Annotated in this window: 18 protein-coding genes; 13 read left to right on the forward strand and 5 right to left on the reverse strand. The window is 64.1% G+C overall.

Translation table 11 applies throughout. The features are described 5' to 3' along the window. Window positions 1-2: 2 nt before the first annotated feature. Window positions 3-881 (reverse strand): LysR substrate-binding domain-containing protein, encoded by an 879-nt coding sequence (locus FFS45_RS29025; RefSeq protein WP_137958077.1) that lies wholly within the window; start codon window positions 879-881, stop codon window positions 3-5. Between the two features lie 146 nt (window positions 882-1,027). On the opposite strand from FFS45_RS29025, the gene FFS45_RS29030 reads away from it, so the two are divergent. The 3 genes from FFS45_RS29030 to FFS45_RS29040 all read left to right on the forward strand — a co-directional run bounded on the left by FFS45_RS29030 (window position 1,028) and on the right by FFS45_RS29040 (window position 3,368). Then, window positions 1,028-2,071 (forward strand): nitrilase-related carbon-nitrogen hydrolase, encoded by a 1,044-nt coding sequence (locus FFS45_RS29030; protein WP_137958078.1) that lies wholly within the window; start codon window positions 1,028-1,030, stop codon window positions 2,069-2,071. Window positions 2,072-2,174: 103 nt separating this feature from the next. Continuing rightward, window positions 2,175-2,855, forward strand: a complete 681-nt coding sequence (locus FFS45_RS29035; protein ID WP_137958079.1) for an HAD family hydrolase — start codon at window positions 2,175-2,177, stop codon at window positions 2,853-2,855. 33 nt (window positions 2,856-2,888) lie between these two features. Next, complete coding sequence (locus FFS45_RS29040; RefSeq protein WP_137958080.1) at window positions 2,889-3,368, forward strand: hypothetical protein; 480 nt, start codon at window positions 2,889-2,891, stop codon at window positions 3,366-3,368. Window positions 3,369-3,395: 27 nt separating this feature from the next. Here FFS45_RS29040 and FFS45_RS29045 read toward each other — a convergent pair whose 3' ends face one another. From FFS45_RS29045 to FFS45_RS29055, 3 genes are all read right to left on the reverse strand, one after another. Beyond that, complete coding sequence (locus FFS45_RS29045) at window positions 3,396-4,487, reverse strand: phosphoserine transaminase (RefSeq protein WP_137958081.1); 1,092 nt, start codon at window positions 4,485-4,487, stop codon at window positions 3,396-3,398. Beyond that, window positions 4,484-5,881, reverse strand: a complete 1,398-nt coding sequence (locus FFS45_RS29050) for a hypothetical protein (RefSeq protein ID WP_137958082.1) — start codon at window positions 5,879-5,881, stop codon at window positions 4,484-4,486. Before FFS45_RS29050 ends, FFS45_RS29045 begins: the two co-directional genes overlap by 4 nt. Before the next feature lie 118 nt (window positions 5,882-5,999). Further along, on the reverse strand, window positions 6,000-6,257 hold the full coding sequence (locus tag FFS45_RS29055; protein WP_137958083.1) for a hypothetical protein: 258 nt from the start codon (window positions 6,255-6,257) through the stop codon (window positions 6,000-6,002). Window positions 6,258-6,495: 238 nt separating this feature from the next. On the opposite strand from FFS45_RS29055, the gene FFS45_RS29060 reads away from it, so the two are divergent. The 3 genes from FFS45_RS29060 to ldcA are packed head-to-tail and all read left to right on the forward strand — an operon-like array spanning window position 6,496 to window position 8,495. Further along, entirely contained in the window at window positions 6,496-6,924 is a 429-nt protein-coding gene (locus FFS45_RS29060; protein ID WP_137958084.1) for a DnaJ family domain-containing protein, read from the forward strand. A gap of 41 nt (window positions 6,925-6,965) precedes the next feature. After that, window positions 6,966-7,541: a tRNA adenosine(34) deaminase TadA gene (gene tadA / locus FFS45_RS29065; RefSeq protein ID WP_249362974.1), complete on the forward strand. Its 576-nt coding sequence runs from the start codon at window positions 6,966-6,968 to the stop codon at window positions 7,539-7,541. A 27-nt stretch (window positions 7,542-7,568) separates the two neighbouring features. Continuing rightward, window positions 7,569-8,495: a muramoyltetrapeptide carboxypeptidase gene (gene ldcA, locus FFS45_RS29070; RefSeq protein WP_137958085.1), complete on the forward strand. Its 927-nt coding sequence runs from the start codon at window positions 7,569-7,571 to the stop codon at window positions 8,493-8,495. 71 nt (window positions 8,496-8,566) lie between these two features. On the opposite strand, the gene FFS45_RS29075 is transcribed toward ldcA, so the two are convergent. Continuing rightward, window positions 8,567-8,779, reverse strand: a complete 213-nt coding sequence (locus tag FFS45_RS29075; protein WP_137958086.1) for a hypothetical protein — start codon at window positions 8,777-8,779, stop codon at window positions 8,567-8,569. Window positions 8,780-8,811: 32 nt separating this feature from the next. On the opposite strand from FFS45_RS29075, the gene FFS45_RS29080 reads away from it, so the two are divergent. The 7 genes from FFS45_RS29080 to FFS45_RS29110 all read left to right on the forward strand — a co-directional run bounded on the left by FFS45_RS29080 (window position 8,812) and on the right by FFS45_RS29110 (window position 15,565). Beyond that, complete coding sequence (locus FFS45_RS29080; RefSeq protein WP_137958087.1) at window positions 8,812-9,525, forward strand: GntR family transcriptional regulator; 714 nt, start codon at window positions 8,812-8,814, stop codon at window positions 9,523-9,525. Window positions 9,526-9,907: 382 nt separating this feature from the next. After that, window positions 9,908-11,383, forward strand: coding sequence for an NCS1 family nucleobase:cation symporter-1 (locus FFS45_RS29085; protein ID WP_137958088.1), 1,476 nt, complete (start codon window positions 9,908-9,910; stop codon window positions 11,381-11,383). 45 nt (window positions 11,384-11,428) lie between these two features. Continuing rightward, window positions 11,429-12,202, forward strand: a complete 774-nt coding sequence (locus FFS45_RS29090; RefSeq protein ID WP_137958089.1) for an aspartate/glutamate racemase family protein — start codon at window positions 11,429-11,431, stop codon at window positions 12,200-12,202. A gap of 271 nt (window positions 12,203-12,473) precedes the next feature. Then, window positions 12,474-13,424 carry an allantoinase PuuE gene (gene puuE, locus FFS45_RS29095; protein ID WP_137958090.1) on the forward strand — a complete coding sequence of 317 codons (951 nt, stop codon included), beginning with the start codon at window positions 12,474-12,476 and terminating at the stop codon, window positions 13,422-13,424. Then, window positions 13,421-13,942, forward strand: a complete 522-nt coding sequence (uraD, locus tag FFS45_RS29100; RefSeq protein ID WP_137958091.1) for a 2-oxo-4-hydroxy-4-carboxy-5-ureidoimidazoline decarboxylase — start codon at window positions 13,421-13,423, stop codon at window positions 13,940-13,942. Before puuE ends, uraD begins: the two co-directional genes overlap by 4 nt. A 100-nt stretch (window positions 13,943-14,042) precedes the next feature. Then, window positions 14,043-15,053: an allantoicase gene (gene alc / locus FFS45_RS29105; protein ID WP_137958092.1), complete on the forward strand. Its 1,011-nt coding sequence runs from the start codon at window positions 14,043-14,045 to the stop codon at window positions 15,051-15,053. Beyond that, entirely contained in the window at window positions 15,053-15,565 is a 513-nt protein-coding gene (locus FFS45_RS29110; protein WP_137958093.1) for an ureidoglycolate lyase, read from the forward strand. The genes alc and FFS45_RS29110 overlap by 1 nt, the downstream gene beginning before the upstream one ends. Window positions 15,566-15,568: the final 3 nt, after the last annotated feature.

The following is a 15,568-nucleotide window of genomic DNA, read 5'->3' on the forward strand; positions in this document are numbered from 1 at the left end:
TTTCAAGCCGGGTACTTTGCGGCGGCTCTCGCAAACTCGACGAAGCGCCTCACCACCGCATCATCCCGTCCACGCTGCCACGCGAGTCCGACCTGCCACTGGGCGCCGTCACCGCGCAACGGCAACACGCGCGCGTCGCGCAACAGGTATTGCGTGCGCGAGGGCAGGAACGCCGCGCCGACGCCGGCCGCCACTGCTGCAAGCACCGTCTGGATATCATCGGCCTCCTGGGTCACGCGTGGCACAAAGCCGCGCAGGCCGCACCAGCGGTCGATCTGCGCAGCCAGTCCGGGGCCACGGCCGCGCCCGACGCCAACAAATCCCAGTTCGTTCAACTCATTGAGGTCGGCAGGAATGCGCTTCCAGCGCGCGTGCCTGGGTATCGCCAGCGCCAGCGCCTCATCGAGCACCGGGAAGGCTTCCAGCCCCGCGTCCGCCGGCAGACGCATGAAACCGACGTCAAGCTTGCCGGCGAGTAGCCGGCGGCTTTGCTCGGCCGATGACAGGTCGTTCAGCGTGACGCTGACGTTCGGATGGCGCCGGCGGAACTCGGCGATCAGTTGCGGCGCGAGGGTCAGCGTGGAAAGGCCGAGACCCACGCGCAAATAGCCGCGCGTGCCGCTGCTCGCCTCGCGCGCACGCGCATGAATCTCGTCCGCATCGCGCACCAGCGTCTGGGCGTCGGGAAGAAAGCCGGCGCCGAAGGCGGTGAGCTCGGCGCCATGCCGGCCACGCTCGAAAAGCCTCCCGCCAAGACTGTCCTCCAGCGCGACGATCTGCTTGCTAAGGGCCGGCTGGCTCATGGCCAATACCTCGGCGGCGTGGCCGAAGTGACGCAGTTCCACTACGGCTAGAAAGGCGCGCAAGAGCTTCAGTTCCATTTCTCTATTTCATTTCCGCAGTTTCGTTCCGGCGGTTTCACTCCCGCAATTTCATTCTAATAGGTAATCGAATCGATAAGAATATTCATTTTACTTATCGAATAGCCGGAGGTCCAATAGGGCTGTTCTTTCGATCAGGTTGCGCGATGTCATCCTTACCCGTTCCCTCGCTTCGTGTCGCCAGCGTGCCGCTGCGCTCCTGCCGCGGCGAGGCTGCACAAAACGCCGCTCGAATTGGCGAGTGGCTTGCGCTGGCGGCGCGCGAAGAGATCGGCTTCGCCGTGTTTCCGGAGACCTGTCTGGCAGGTTATGGGAGTCTTGCGAAGCTGCATCGCGACGAGCTCGAATCGCTGGCGGAAACCCTCGACGGCCCGACGCTGGCCGCAGTAGCCGGTGCTGTGGAGGACACAGGCGTGGCGGCCGGGGTAGGGTTGATCGAGCGGGCGCCGGATGGGCGCCTCTTCAACAGCTACGTGGTCTGTATGCCTGGCGGCGTGCGGCATTGCCATCGCAAGCTGCATGCGTTCGAGCATCGGCGCATTGGGAGCGGCGACCGCTTTACGGTTTTCGATACCGTCTGGGGTGTTCGCATCGGAGTCCTGATTGGTGGCGATACGTATCTGATCGAGAATGTGCGGATGACGGCGCTGATGGGCGCCACGCTGCTGGTCGCGCCGCATCGGAGCTATGCCACGCAGCGCGGTGGCGGCCGTGCGATGCAGCCGGTGTCGGCGCAGCAGTGGGCGCATCGGCCGAGCTCGGTGGGCGTGCCGGGCCGCGCTGAAAAAGCCGGCGTGGGTTCCACGGCAGGTCTGCCCATGGGGCACGACGCAACGGACTGGTTGCGGGCCTGGATACCCGCACGGGCTGCCGATAACGGCATGTTTGCCGTACTCAGCGACGGCATGGACAGTGTTGACGGCGATGCGGCGCCGGGCGCCGGCATGATCGTCGATCCGTGCGGCGCGATTCTCGCCGAGGGGGCCGGCGCGCAGGGCGCCATCGTCGCGGCCAGCCTCGACCCAGGCCTCGTGGGGACCAGCGCAGGACAGCAATGGCTCAAGGCCCGCCGTCCGGACCTGTACGCGCCGCTGGGGCAGGCCGAGTTGCAAACGGCCGGCTTCGAGCCGCGCGGGGTGTCCTCGCGCGGCTCCATTGCGCTCAGTTTTGCTCAGGTTAGGCGCAGATGATGCGCCGTCGAGGCACAAGCGTGCGCTGAGGAGCGCCGCCACTCGACAGAGAGATCCGGATCCCCCACCATAGCGGCCTCGATTTCGTGATCCGGACGAAGCCATGACGCTCAAAGCGGTCTTTTTCGATGTCGGCGAGACCTTGATCGACGAGACGCGCGATTGGGGCGAATGGGCCGACTACCTCGGCGTGAGTCGCCTGACGTTTTTCGCTGCGCTAGGCGCTGTAATTAGCCGGGGACAGCACCACCGCGAGGTCTTCAACCTGTTTCGCCCGGGCTGCAATTTCGCTGCGCTGAAAGCACAGCGTGAGGCGCACGGGCGGACGTATACGGTGAAGCAGATAGACCTGTATCCCGACGCCGTCCCGTGCCTCGGCGAACTGAAGGCACGGGGGCTCCGCGTCGGCATCGCTGGAAACCAGCCAGCCGCAATCGAAGGCGCGCTGGCCGCGCTTGGCGTACCGGTCGATATCCTCGCGTCCTCGGAAAGCTGGGGCGTCGAAAAACCGTCCTCCGCGTTCTTCGACAAGGTAATCGAAGCCGCCGGCGGCCTCGTTCCCGCCGAAATCGCCTATGTCGGCGATCGGCTGGACAACGACGTTTTGCCTGCCACCAAAGCGGGCATGGTCGGGATCTTCCTTAGACGCGGGCCATGGGCGGCGATCCAGTCGTCCGCGCAACCGCACCTCGCGTTCGAACATGCAATCGGCAGTCTGAGCGAGCTGCCGGCGTTGCTGAACGCCATCTCCACAACTGCGACCGGCTCCCGCAGTTGTCTATAATCTCCGTCGACTTCGACTCGGGATCTTCATCCAGTGAAAACGACTATTGCCGCCGCGCTCGCTGCCCTCTCTGCTCTCGCTGCGCTTACGCTCACCGCCTGCGCGTCATCGGCAGACAAAGAGGCGCAACGAGACAACGACTTTGCCCGTTCCGAACGTCGTCTGGAGGCCGCTCAGACGGCCGCCACGGCGACCTGCCGCGATCAGGCGCAATGCGATCAGGCCTGGCAGCTGACGAAGGACTATGTGACACAGCATTCGGAAGAGCCGGTGGTGCGCTCAGACGCGGTTGCGATCGAATCGGATGTGCCGGGCCGCTCCGGCCATGCGGTGTATTCGGCGAACCGGACGGCGAACGGCAATGGCGCGACCATCACGCTGTACGCCCAGTGCCGTGGCATGTACGGCCCTGAGCGCGCGATGGGTTCGGACTACGACGAGTGCGTGAAGAAGATCGTCACGACGCAGAACGGTTTCGTGCCGTTCCTCGAGCAGCATCTGTCCGCTCATTGACCGTATACCGCCGCTGCGCCGCGCGCGCTAGCCCTCGCGGCGGCGGAACTCGCCCAGCCAGCCGGCGAGTGCAGTGACCGCGTCCAGCGTCACCGCGTTGTAGAGCGACGCGCGCAGGCCGCCAATCGAGCGGTGCCCTTCGAGCCCGTGGAACCCTTCACGCGCGGCGGCTTCGAGGAAGCGTGCCTCCATATGCGGGTCCGGCAGGCGAAACGCCACATTCATCGTCGAGCGGCAAGCGCGTGCGCCATGTACGGCGTAGAACGCGGGATCGGCATCGAGCGCGCTGTATAGCTGCGCGGATTTGGCGCGATTGATCCCGGCCATCGCCGCCACGCCGCCCACCTCGTCGCGCAACCAGCGCGTCACCAGCATCAGGACGTAGATGGCGAACACCGGCGGCGTGTTGTAGACCGAGCGCGCGGCGATATGGGTGCGGTAGTCGAGCAGGGTGGGCAGGTCGTGGCCGGCCTGTTGCGCGAACTCGTCGCGCAGGATCACCACGGTGACGCCAGCCGGTCCGAGGTTCTTCTGCGCATGCGCGTAGATCATGGCGTAGCGCTCGATATCGAGCGGCGCGGCCAGCAGGTTCGACGACATGTCGCACACCAGCGGCACGTCGCGCAAGCCGGGGGCGTCGGAGAATTCGAGTCCTTCGACGGTCTCGTTGGATACGTAGTGCAAATAGGCCGCCTGCGGCGAGAGCTGCAACTCGTCCGCTGCCGGCAGGCGGCGATAGCCTTCGCTACGCCCATCCCAAATCACCCGCGTCTCGCCTTCGAGCCGTGCTTCCACCGGCGCCTTGGCGCTCCAGTAGCCCGACACGATGTACTCGGCATGACGCCCGCTCGCCCGCAGGAAATTCATCGGCAGCATCGAGAATTGCAGGCTGCTGCCGCCTTGCATGAACAGCACGTGATAATGATCAGGAATGCCGAGCAGCGCGCGCAGGTTGTGCTCGGCTTCATCGAGCACACTGCGGAACCACGCCGAGCGGTGGCTCATCCCGAGCACTGAAAGACCGGTCTCGGGCAACGCCTCGATGGCATTGCGCGCCTCGCGCAGCACCGTGGCCGGCAGGGCGCCCGGGCCGCCGGAAAAATTCATTGCATTGTTCATTCAGCCGCCGTGCGACGCTTCATCAACCGTTCGAACGCGTCGACGATATGTTGGACAAAAGGATTCTTGTGGGCCAATGGTCCCGTGCTGCGTTCATAGTGCGCAAGCATGGTCGCGTTGGCCTCGAAGACGAAAACCTGCCTGTCGGGCAGGAGCGTGAAGTCGATCCCGGCATAGTCGAGTTCGAGCCGTTGGCCGATCGCAGCAAGCGCCTGCAGTGCGCGCTCGCCCAGCGCCGCGGCGGGGTCTTCCAGGAAACGCCGCTCCTCGTCCAGCTTCCACGCATGGCCTTCCATTTCCGCGGAGAAGTAGTGGACCATCCAGTGCGGCGAGATGGCCAGATGATAGGGAAACGGCTCGCGGTCGACGAAAATCATCCGGTACTTGCGGTAGTAGCCGTCCGCCGCGCGGGTGTCGCGATACGCACTCAGGTAGTGCGGACCGGTGGATTCGTGCAGCCGCGCGAGCAATGCGTTCGGGTCGTCGCAGCGGGCAAGGCCTTCGCCGCCGTGGGTCGCGGCGGGGCGCGCCAACACCGGCAGCGCGATGCCGCCGTCGGCCAGCAGGGCAGTGAGCGCTTCGGGTGAGGCCGGCGCAGCGTCGACGCGGATACAGCGCGCGACTTGCACGTCGCGCAGGTCGCCCAGCAATGCGGGGATTCGGTGGCGCGCGGTTCGCGCGACGGCAGCGGGTGCGTTGAGCAGCACGCGGGCATCGCAGGCCGCAGGATGCGACTTCAGACGGGTGGCGAAACGTTCGAGCCGCGCGGCGAGCGGCCCCGCCACATCGGGTTCGCCGATGGCATTGAACACCAGGTCGAAGGGTGGGAGCTGCGCGTCCTCGGTGTCGTCCGCGTAGTCGATGGCGTATTTGATCCGGCAGTTGACCGCGCCGGGCAGCAAAGCGTCGAACGGCACGTTGCCCGCGGCGCCGCCCGCGCACAGTATCAGCACGCGGCGCGTCTGGCCGGGCGCCTGCTCGACGAACACGCGCTGCAGCCGGTACGCGCGTTCGCGCCACGCGTCGGCCTCGGCGAGGCGTCCCGCGCCGGCGTGAATCGCGGCGAGGTTCTGGCAGGCAGTCGCGACGGTGGGGTCGAGCGTCAGAACCAGTTCGTACCAGGCCGCGGCAATCTCATGATCGCCCTTCATGAAGTAACCGGTTGCGACGTCGCAGAGGTTCGAGGCGTGCGCGTCGGCGGCGCCGCTCGCGTAGGCATCCAGCGTCTGGGCAGCGATCAGATGGGCGACGGCGCCGAGCTCGTCACCGGTAGCGCGCCTTGCGGCGGCCAGCGCCCGATGCCGGGCCGGGTCGAGCGGGAAAGCCTGGGGGCTGGCATGGCCGGGTGAGCCGTGGCTCTGCTGCCCGGATGAATGGTCTGGATCTCGAGTCATAGTCCTGCGGGATGGGCGTCGTGGCGATGCGCCAGCGCGCGCCCGAAGCATAGTGGGTGCGCGCGAGATCCAGATTACAGCGGTTCGCGCACCCATTACAGAAATTTACGTGGAAGCGTCAGAAGCGCACCCCCGTCGAGCAACCGGCGGCGAAACCGCCCCCGCTGCCACCGCCGCCGCCGCAGAAAACGCCGCAGCCCGAGAGCGCGACGGACATTGCGAGGATCATCAACGCCGCGCGCAGGAAAGAAGGCCGGTTCTTGCGACGGCCCGGGAAGTGAGGTTTGATGTCATGCCATGTCGCTTCTTCTTCGGCATCGGTCAGGGCGCCGGATGAATAAATCAGCACGGATGAGCAAGGCGGGTCAGCACGCATAAGCACTCGGAATTCACCAACTGGGATAAAGATCGGGGTAGGCCGATGGTCATCAACCGAAAGCAGATCGTAAAAATAGGGCTTTCGAAGTGGCCGGGAGAGCCATGACCCTAACGCAGTGGCCTATGGCCCTCAAATACGCGGAATCTGAAAATCAGAGGGAATTGTCAGCCTCATGGTCGAACCTTACACCTGGCTCCCTGATAGAATGCGTGGGCCGCAACGTAGTGGACTGCAGATGAGATTGCTTGATGCGTTAGTCGAACAACGTATAGCCGCCGCGGCAGCGCGCGGGGAGTTCGACGATTTGCCGGGAGCGGGTGTCGCGCTTGCGCAGGAGGACGATGTCCAGGTGCCTCAGGAAGTGCGCGTTGCGAACCGGATCCTGAAGAACGCGGGTTTTGTGCCGCCGGCCGCTGAACAGTTGCGGGCGTTGCGCGACCTGCAGGACGAACTGAGCGCGGTCAGCGACCGTGCCCGCTGCCGCCTTCAGGCGCGGATGCTGGCGCTCGACATGGCGCTGGAATCGTTGCGCGGCGGTCCACTGGTCTTGCCGCGCGAGTACTGCCGGCGCATCGCGGAGCGTCTCTCCGAGCGCACCGCCGATGCAGGCGTTCACCCGGGCGACTCGCCCGATGCCGCAGCCGCTCAGCCGGGGCCGCAGTGAGCGAGCAGGTCAGCGCAGCCGGCACGGCCAGCATTGACAGCGTGCCGTCGCATGATGCGCCCCCCGATGCACCGCAAGTCGTTCCCACTGCCTTCACGGAACGCGATCTCCATTTCATGAAGCTGGCCCAGGCCGCCGCCGAAGAAGCGCGGGCGGCCGGCGAAGTGCCTGTGGGCGCCATACTGGTGCGCGGTGACGAGGTCATCGCGAAAGGCTTCAATCATCCGATCGGCGCACATGATCCCTCCGCGCATGCCGAGATGGTCGCGCTGCGCGCCGCTGCGCAGGCGCTGGAGAACTACCGTCTGCCCGGCTGCGAACTGTACGTGACGCTCGAGCCCTGTCTGATGTGTGCCGGCGCCATCATGCACGCGCGCATTGCCCGGGTCGTATTCGGCGCCCATGATCCGAAGACCGGCGCGTGCGGCAGCGTGGTGGACGCCTTCGCCAATCCGCAGCTCAATCATCACACCACGGTGGTGGGCGGCGCGCTGGAGAGCGAGTGCGCCGCGGCGCTCAAATCCTTCTTCGCCGGACGGCGGCGCGCGCTGCGTGAGGTCCGTGACGCGGCCCGTGACGCGGCCCGCGGCGAACCCCCGCCAGCCGAACCACTCTAAGAACCATCACCTCCCTCTCTGGCGATCATGATTGCCCATCGCACGTTCGAACTGATTGCGCCCTCGGGCTATCCCCATGATCCCGAGGCGATTCACCGTGCGCTGCATCGGTTGCGCGCGCAAGGACATCACGTCGAGGGCATCAACGCAACCGAGCGCCGCTTTCAGCGCTTTGCCGGCACGGACGGCGAGCGTGCCGCCGAGCTGAACCACCTGGCCGATCCGTCACGCAAGCTGCCGGATATCGTGCTTGCGGTGCGCGGCGGCTATGGCGCTGTGCGCATCCTGCATGGGCTCGACTACGAGGGCCTGCAACGGCGGCTGACCGATCAGCCTGTCGCGCTGGTCGGACACAGCGATTTCACGGCGATCCAGTTGGCGCTGCTTTCGCGGGCCGGGCTGAAAACGTTCGGTGGCCCGATGCTGCTGGGCGACTTCGGCGCGGAGGAGCTCAGCGAATTCACCATGCAGCACTTCTGGGGTGCGCTGACGAAACCGGGTTTCACCGTTACGGGCAGCGCCCCCCAGGCGCAATCCGTCGACGTCAGCGGCATGTTGTGGGGCGGCAATCTGGCTGTGCTGGCTTCGCTGGTCGGCACACCCTATATGCCGCCGGTCGAAGGGGGCATCCTGTTTGTCGAGGACGTCAACGAACAGCCGTTCCGCATGGAGCGGATGCTGTATCAACTGCATCTGGCGGGTATTCTCGAGCGGCAGCAGGCTCTGGTGATCGGCGATCTGTCGGGTGGCAAGCCGTTCGAGTACGACAACGGCTACGACCTCAACACGATGATCGAGCACGTGCGCTCGGTAATCGGCATCCCGGTGATCACGGGCCTGCAGTTCGGTCATATCCCCAACATGGTGACGCTGCCGGTCGGCGCGGACGCTCATCTCGTCTCCGATGCGCATGGTTTCAAGCTGACGATGTCCGGGTATCCGCATCTCGGCTAATGAGCGGGGCGGGGAAGAGGACGAAGCGGGCGTTGCCCGCTTTATTTTTGCTTAAAAAACGCAACTAACGGTCAGTCTTTCGAGCCGCCGCAAGACACCTGAGCGAGTTTGATCCGGAAATTTTGTTGACAAAACAGCTCGGCAAAAAGGTGGATCATCTGCATGAATTGAAACCGAAGCCACGCCCAGCGGGCTTCTGCGGGCAATTCCGGCGATGCTTCGGGCCGCTCGGTCGCGATCGTCGAAAATTCAATATTGAAATTGTTGACAATCTTTGTGTCCATCCTAAGATGGGCAACATAACGGAACGCATATCATGTCGACCCTCTCCTTAGCCACCTCGAATGGTTCGAAACCCGACGCGATTGCCGAGCGCATTCGTGCCGCGATCCTTGAGCACCGGCTGGCGCCAGGGGCGAAGTTGACTGAAGCGCAGTTGTGCGAAGTATTCGGCGTCAAGCGCGGCCCGATCCGCCAGGCGCTCGCTTTACTGGCGACAGACCGGCTCGTCGATCTCGAGCCCAATCGCGGCGCTTTTGTTGCGAGTCCGTCGCTGCAGGAAGTCCATGAAGTGTTCGAGATGCGCCGCATCATCGAACTGGCCGTGGTGGAGCGGATCTGCTCCGGGCATGGCCCACGCCGCCTGAAGCATCTTGGCAGCATGATCGGCCGCGAGCGCAAAGCTTTTGAAACACGCGATTTTTCGGCCTGGATCCGGCTCTCGGGCGAGTTCCATACGGAACTGGCATCGCTGACGGGCAATACCGTTTTATGCGACTGTCTGAACGGACTGGTTGCGCGCTCCACCTTGATTTCGGCTTTGTACGAGTCGCTGGGCCGCAATCCGTGCTCGTTTGACGAGCACGAAGCGATTCTCACCGCGCTCGACGCCGGCGATGCGAAGGAGGCCGCGGCCCTGATGTCGCGCCACCTGCAAAGCGTCGAACTGAAGATGCTGGACCGGCCCGCACGCGGCGCCGCGGATCTGCACGAAGTGTTCGGCACGTGGCCGGCAAAGGCGGCGTCCTGATTGACCTGCCCGCGTGCGTCACTCGACGCACGCAAGCACATACGGGCAATACGCCCGTAATGAATGCGCGCATGGGCGCGCTGCACTGAACTTGAACTGACAAATCATCGCGAACCGGCGGTGTGGCGAAGCTTGCCCACACGGCCTGCATGCGGCCGCCCCTATGGGCCGCGTGGGCGAGAACGCTTCGGCACAAAGGCGCGGCTAGTGGCGAGGCGATAACAATAAGTGCTTAGTTGTACATACAAATGTGCAGCTTGGGACAGAGACAACCGCGGTGCCGTCATGCCTGCATCGTCTTCCCGGCCGGGAAGGGGCTGCGTGTGATGGATGCAGTGCCCGTCAATGCTCAATCGCCAGTCCCTACACTCAAGGAGCAGTCATGGCTCAGTTCAGTGCAGCACCGCATAATCCCGGCTTCAGCAGCGAGAGTTCGTCGGACGATTCCGATGTGCCCGCCGGTTACAGCGAGCGTCTCTATAACGAAGATCTCGCGCCGCTGCGCCACCAGACGTGGAGCGCCTACAACATCTTCGCGTTCTGGATGTCGGACGTGCACAGCGTGGGTGGATACGTATTTGCAGGCAGTCTGTTCGCCCTCGGTCTCACCAGCTGGCAAGTGCTGATCGCGTTACTGGTGGGCATCTCCATCGTCAACCTGTTCTGCAATCTGATTGCCAAGCCGAGCCAGCAGAACGGCGTGCCTTATCCGGTCGCGTGCCGCGCGACCTTCGGCGTGCTTGGGGCGAACCTTCCCGCGGTCATACGCGGCCTGATCGCCGTTGCGTGGTACGGCATTCAGACCTATCTCGCGTCGAGCGCGCTGGTAATCGTCGTACTGAAGTTTTTCCCGCAATGGCTGCCCTATGCGGATGTGCACCATCATGGCTTCATGGGGCTTTCCGCGCTCGGCTGGGGCGGTTTCATGCTGCTATGGGTGCTGCAGGCGCTGGTGTTCTGGCACGGCATGGAGACGATCAAGAAGTTTATCGATTTCGCCGGACCGGCCGTGTACGTGGTGATGTTCGTTCTCGCGGGCTATATGGTGTGGCGCGCCGGCTGGCAAAACATCGGCATCAATCTGGGCGGCGTGAAATATCACGGGCTCGGCGTCGTACCGGTGATGATCACGGCGATCTCGCTAGTGGTGTCCTATTTCTCGGGGCCGATGCTGAATTTCGGCGACTTCTCGCGCTACGGCAAAAGCTTTCGCAGCGTGAAGGCGGGCAATTTCTGGGGCTTGCCGGTCAATTTTCTGGCGTTTTCGCTGGTGACCGTGGTGACGACCGCGGCCACGCTGCCGGTGTTCGGCCAGTTGATCACGGACCCGGTGGAAACGGTCGGACGGATCGACTATCCGAGTGCGGTGATTCTCGGTGCGCTGACCTTTACGATTGCAACGATCGGGATCAATATCGTGGCTAACTTCGTCTCGCCGGCCTTCGATTTTTCGAACGTTGCGCCGCGCCTCATTAGCTGGCGCATGGGCGGGATGCTGGCGGCGGTCGCGTCGGTTTTCATCACGCCGTGGAACCTGTTCAACAACCCGGCAGTGATTCATTACACCCTCGACGTGCTCGGCAGTTTTATCGGACCTTTGTATGGTGTCCTGATCGTCGATTTCTATCTGGTGAAGCGCCAGAAGATCGTGCTGCACGATCTTTATACCGTCTCCGAAACGGGCACGTACTGGTACCGCAACGGTGTGAATTACAAGGCGGTTGCCGCCTTGCTGCCCGCTGCGGCGATTGCGGTGACCTGCGTGATGGTGCCGTCGCTCGACGGTATGGCGAATTTCTCGTGGTTTATCGGCGCGGGCCTCGGTGCTGTGTTTTACCGCGTGCTGACCTTGCGCTGATTGTTTGCCGATCGTCCAGTAAGCCAGCTGTAACAGGAGCTCGAGATGCGTATCAAACTGATCAACCCCAACACGACTCAGCGGATGACCGATGCGATGGGGCGCTGCGCAAGAGAGGTGGTCGCGCCCGGTACCGAAGTGATAGCGGTCAGCCCGACCATGGGGCCACCGTCGATTGAAGGCTATTACGACGAAGCACTCGCCACGCCGGGTCTGCTCGCAGAGGTCGCTGCGGGCGAGCGTGAAGGCTGCGACGGCTATGTGATTGCCTGCTTCGGCGACCCCGGGCTCTACGCGGCCCGCGAACTCGCACGCGGTCCGGTGATCGGCATTGCCGAAGCGGCGATGCACGTGGCGAGCGTGCTGGCGCCGTCGTTTTCGGTGGTGACGACGCTCTCGCGCACCTGTGGCATGGCCTGGCATCTGGCCGAGCGCTACGGCATGACGCGGTTCTGCAGCAACGTGCGCGCAACCGACGTGGCGGTGCTCGAACTCGATCAGCCAGGCTCGGAGGCGCGCAGGATCATTACCGAGGAGTGCCGCCGGGCGCTCGAGGAGGACGGCTCGGAGGCGATCGTGCTCGGCTGTGCGGGGATGGCCGGACTGTGCGCGCAGATTCAGGCCGAACTGGGCGTGCCGGTGGTCGAAGGCGTGACGGCGGCGGTGAAGTGGGTGGAGGCGCTGGTTACGCTGCGGCTTGGCACGGCCAAGCGCGGCGACTACGCGCGCCCGCTCCTGAAGCGCTATGACGGCGCCTTCGAGGCGTTTAGTCCGACGGAGGCGCATCCCGTCCGTCCGCCGTCGCGCTTTGGGCTTTAAAGGCCGGGTAAACGCCAAGCAAGCAGCAGGCAAGCGCCAGCTCGCCCGGGCCGGAAACCCCCAGCCGCCCGGCCCGGCACATACTTCTGCTCTGACACGCACTATCTGGCCGTGTGTATGGGCGCACCCAGGCGTTTTCGCTACACTGGCTTCACCAGACGCTGGGCGGACGAATAGGCATTGTCGGCGGTTTCCGCCCGCGCCGGCGCAGAGATTCGGACGTGTTTCACGTTTCTTCACACCGTTTTTGCCACCACGCATTCGTCAAACCATGCCACTCGACTCGAACTATCCACGCGACCTGATCGGCTACGGCCGTCACCCGGTCCAGGCAAACTGGCCCGGCCGGGCGCGCGTTGCGGTGCAATTCGTGCTCAATTATGAAGAGGGCGGCGAGAATTGCGTGCTGCACGGCGACCCGGGCTCGGAGCAGTTCCTTTCGGAGATTGTCGGCGCGGCTGCCTATCCGGCGCGCCACATGAGCATGGAGTCGATCTACGAATACGGCTCGCGTGCCGGTGTCTGGCGTATCCTGCGCGAATTCGAAAAGCGCGGCCTGCCGCTGACCGTATTCGGCGTCGGCATGGCGATCGAGCGTCATCCTGAACTCGCCCGCGCCTTTGTCGAACTGGGACATGAGATTGCCTGCCACGGCTACCGCTGGATTCACTACCAGGATGTGTCGCCGGAGAAAGAGGCGGAGCACATGCGCCTCGGCATGGAAGCGATCGAGCGTGTGACCGGTGAGCGTCCGCTAGGCTGGTACACCGGACGCGACAGTCCCAATACGCACCGCCTCGTCGCCGAATACGGCGGCTTCCTGTACGACTCGGATTACTACGGCGACGACCTGCCGTTCTGGATGGACGTTGAAGTGAGCGGTGGGGCAAAGACGCCGCAACTGATCGTGCCGTACACGCTCGACACCAACGACATGCGCTTTGCGAGCCCGCAAGGCTTCAACACCGCCGATCACTTCTTCACCTACCTGCGCGACGCGTTCGACGTGCTCTACGAAGAGGGCGACGAAGCGCCGAAGATGCTCTCAATCGGCATGCATTGCCGGCTGCTGGGCCGCCCGGGGCGCTTCCGCGCGCTACAGCGCTTCCTTGACCATATCGAACAGCACGATCGCGTCTGGGTGACGCGGCGCGTCGACATTGCGCGGCACTGGCGCGAACACCATCCTTACCAACAAAGCAACCGCGGGGCTGCGGCATGAAGGCGATGCAATACACTCTGGATCAACTGAACGGCATCTCGAGCGACGCGTTCGTCGCGGCGCTGTCGGGCATTTTCGAGCACTCGCCGTGGGTGGCGGAAATCGCAGCCGGGCAGCGGCCCTTTGCGAGCATCGACGCACTGCATCACACGATGTCGAACGCCGTCGAAACTTCCGGTGAGGCGAAGCAGCTTGCGCTGATCAATGCCCACCCGGAGCTCGCCGGCAAGGCCGCCGTGCGCGGCGAGCTGACGGCCGAGTCGACCCGTGAGCAGAGCGGCGCGGGCCTGTCGCAATGCACCCAGGCCGAGTTCGACAAGCTGGTTGCGCTGAACGCGGCGTATCGCGAGAAATTCGGCTTCCCGTTCATTCTCGCGGTGCGCGGTTACGACCGCCACGGCATCATCGCCAACTTCGAAGCACGCGTGAACAACAGCCGCGGCGACGAATTGCGCGCGAGCCTCGACCAGATCTACCGTATCGCACGCTTCAGGCTCGACGACCTGATCGACGCGTAAGCGCGCGTCATCATCGCCACGCCCGCGCGAGCATTCGTGCGTGGGGTGGCTCTCGAAACCAGGCGTTTCTTAGCACTATCAGACAGGAAGGAAGACAAAGATGGCACTCCCGATTCTCGACCCCAACGCACCGGACTTCACGCGCCGCTATGTGAACCTGGCGGACCCGCGTCTCGGCGCGCAGGCGCTCGAGGCTAGTGACGATTTCTTCGCGCCGAAGGAACGGATGCTGAATCCGGAACCCGCCGTCTTCATTCCGGGCAAGTACGACGATCACGGCAAGTGGATGGACGGCTGGGAAACGCGCCGCAAGCGCACCACCGGCTACGACTGGTGTGTGGTGAAGCTAGCACGTCCGGGCGTAATCAAGGGTCTCGACCTCGATACGAGCCACTTCACCGGCAATTTCCCGCCGGCGGCGTCGGTGGAAGCGGCGCGCGTCGTGGACGGCCAGCCGAACCAGTCGACCCAGTGGACCGAAATCGTCCCGTCGACCACGTTGCAGGGCAATAGCCACCACTACCACGAAGTCAGCGACAGCAACGCGTACACGCACCTGCGCGTCAACATCTACCCGGACGGCGGCATTGCGCGTCTGCGCGTCTACGGCCAGCCGCAAGTGGATTGGGCCGGCGCGAGCCGTACCGAGCAGTTCGATCTGGCGGCAATGGAAAACGGCGCGTACCTGGTCGCCGCGAATAACCAGCACTTCGGCGCTGCCTCGACGATTCTGATGCCAGGCCGTGGCGTGAACATGGGCGACGGCTGGGAAACGCGCCGCCGCCGCGAGCCGGGTAATGACTGGGCGATCGTCGCGCTCGCGCAACCGGGCGTGATCAGGAAGATCGAAGTGGATACCGCGCACTTCAAGGGCAATTACCCGGACCGCTGCTCGATCCAGGCTGCTTACGTGACGGGCGGCACCGACAGCTCGCTGATCACGCAGGCCATGTTCTGGCCGGTCTTGCTCGGCGAACAGAAGCTGCAGATGGACAAGCAGCATTACTTCGAAAGTGAACTGGCGGCGCTCGGCCCAGTTACGCACGTGCGCTTTAACATCATTCCGGACGGCGGGGTTTCGCGTCTGCGCCTGTGGGGCACGCTCGCATAATGAAAACGCTCGCCATCGAACCGTTGACCAAGGAAGCGTTCACCCTGTTTGGCGATGTGATCGAACTCGAAGGCGCGAAGCAGATTCCGATCAACCTCGGCACGACGATCCGCTATCACGATCTCGCGAAAGTGGATGTGACGGACGAGGGCGGCCGCACGCTGGTGAACCTGTTTCGCGGTCAGCCGCGTGTGCTGCCGTTCGAGGTGAAGATGCTCGAACGCCATCCTCTGGGCAGCCAGGCGTTTGTGCCGCTCAACGACAAGCCTTACCTCGTGGTGGTGGCGCCGGCCGGCGAGCTCGATGCGACGCGGATTCGCGCGTTCGTGACGAGCGGCTGGCAGGGCGTGAACTACGCGAAAGGCGTGTGGCACCACCCGCTGATCGCGCTCGGCGAGGTGAGCGATTTCATCGTGGTGGATCGCGGTGGAGATGGGCTCAATCTCAACGAGCAGGATCTCGCGGAGCCGCTGTGGTTGACTGAGGATGCGTTGAGCGCGGTGACGGCTTGATGG

The organism is Burkholderia sp. 4M9327F10, assembly GCF_005503145.1.
Classification (GTDB): Bacteria; Pseudomonadota; Gammaproteobacteria; order Burkholderiales; family Burkholderiaceae; genus Paraburkholderia.

Coding starts and splice junctions, on each gene's coding strand:
- FFS45_RS29080 (WP_137958087.1), top strand. CDS start 8,812: ATGTCGACCCTCTCCTTAGCCACCTCGAATGGTTCGAAACCCGACGCG.
- ldcA (WP_137958085.1), top strand. CDS start 7,569: ATGATTGCCCATCGCACGTTCGAACTGATTGCGCCCTCGGGCTATCCC.
- FFS45_RS29075 (WP_137958086.1), bottom strand. CDS start 8,779: ATGGACACAAAGATTGTCAACAATTTCAATATTGAATTTTCGACGATC.
- FFS45_RS29060 (WP_137958084.1), top strand. CDS start 6,496: ATGAGATTGCTTGATGCGTTAGTCGAACAACGTATAGCCGCCGCGGCA.
- FFS45_RS29090 (WP_137958089.1), top strand. CDS start 11,429: ATGCGTATCAAACTGATCAACCCCAACACGACTCAGCGGATGACCGAT.
- FFS45_RS29110 (WP_137958093.1), top strand. CDS start 15,053: ATGAAAACGCTCGCCATCGAACCGTTGACCAAGGAAGCGTTCACCCTG.
- FFS45_RS29030 (WP_137958078.1), top strand. CDS start 1,028: ATGTCATCCTTACCCGTTCCCTCGCTTCGTGTCGCCAGCGTGCCGCTG.
- uraD (WP_137958091.1), top strand. CDS start 13,421: ATGAAGGCGATGCAATACACTCTGGATCAACTGAACGGCATCTCGAGC.
- FFS45_RS29035 (WP_137958079.1), top strand. CDS start 2,175: ATGACGCTCAAAGCGGTCTTTTTCGATGTCGGCGAGACCTTGATCGAC.
- FFS45_RS29045 (WP_137958081.1), bottom strand. CDS start 4,487: ATGAACAATGCAATGAATTTTTCCGGCGGCCCGGGCGCCCTGCCGGCC.
- FFS45_RS29025 (WP_137958077.1), bottom strand. CDS start 881: ATGGAACTGAAGCTCTTGCGCGCCTTTCTAGCCGTAGTGGAACTGCGT.
- FFS45_RS29085 (WP_137958088.1), top strand. CDS start 9,908: ATGGCTCAGTTCAGTGCAGCACCGCATAATCCCGGCTTCAGCAGCGAG.
- FFS45_RS29055 (WP_137958083.1), bottom strand. CDS start 6,257: ATGCGTGCTGACCCGCCTTGCTCATCCGTGCTGATTTATTCATCCGGC.
- FFS45_RS29050 (WP_137958082.1), bottom strand. CDS start 5,881: ATGACTCGAGATCCAGACCATTCATCCGGGCAGCAGAGCCACGGCTCA.
- puuE (WP_137958090.1), top strand. CDS start 12,474: ATGCCACTCGACTCGAACTATCCACGCGACCTGATCGGCTACGGCCGT.
- alc (WP_137958092.1), top strand. CDS start 14,043: ATGGCACTCCCGATTCTCGACCCCAACGCACCGGACTTCACGCGCCGC.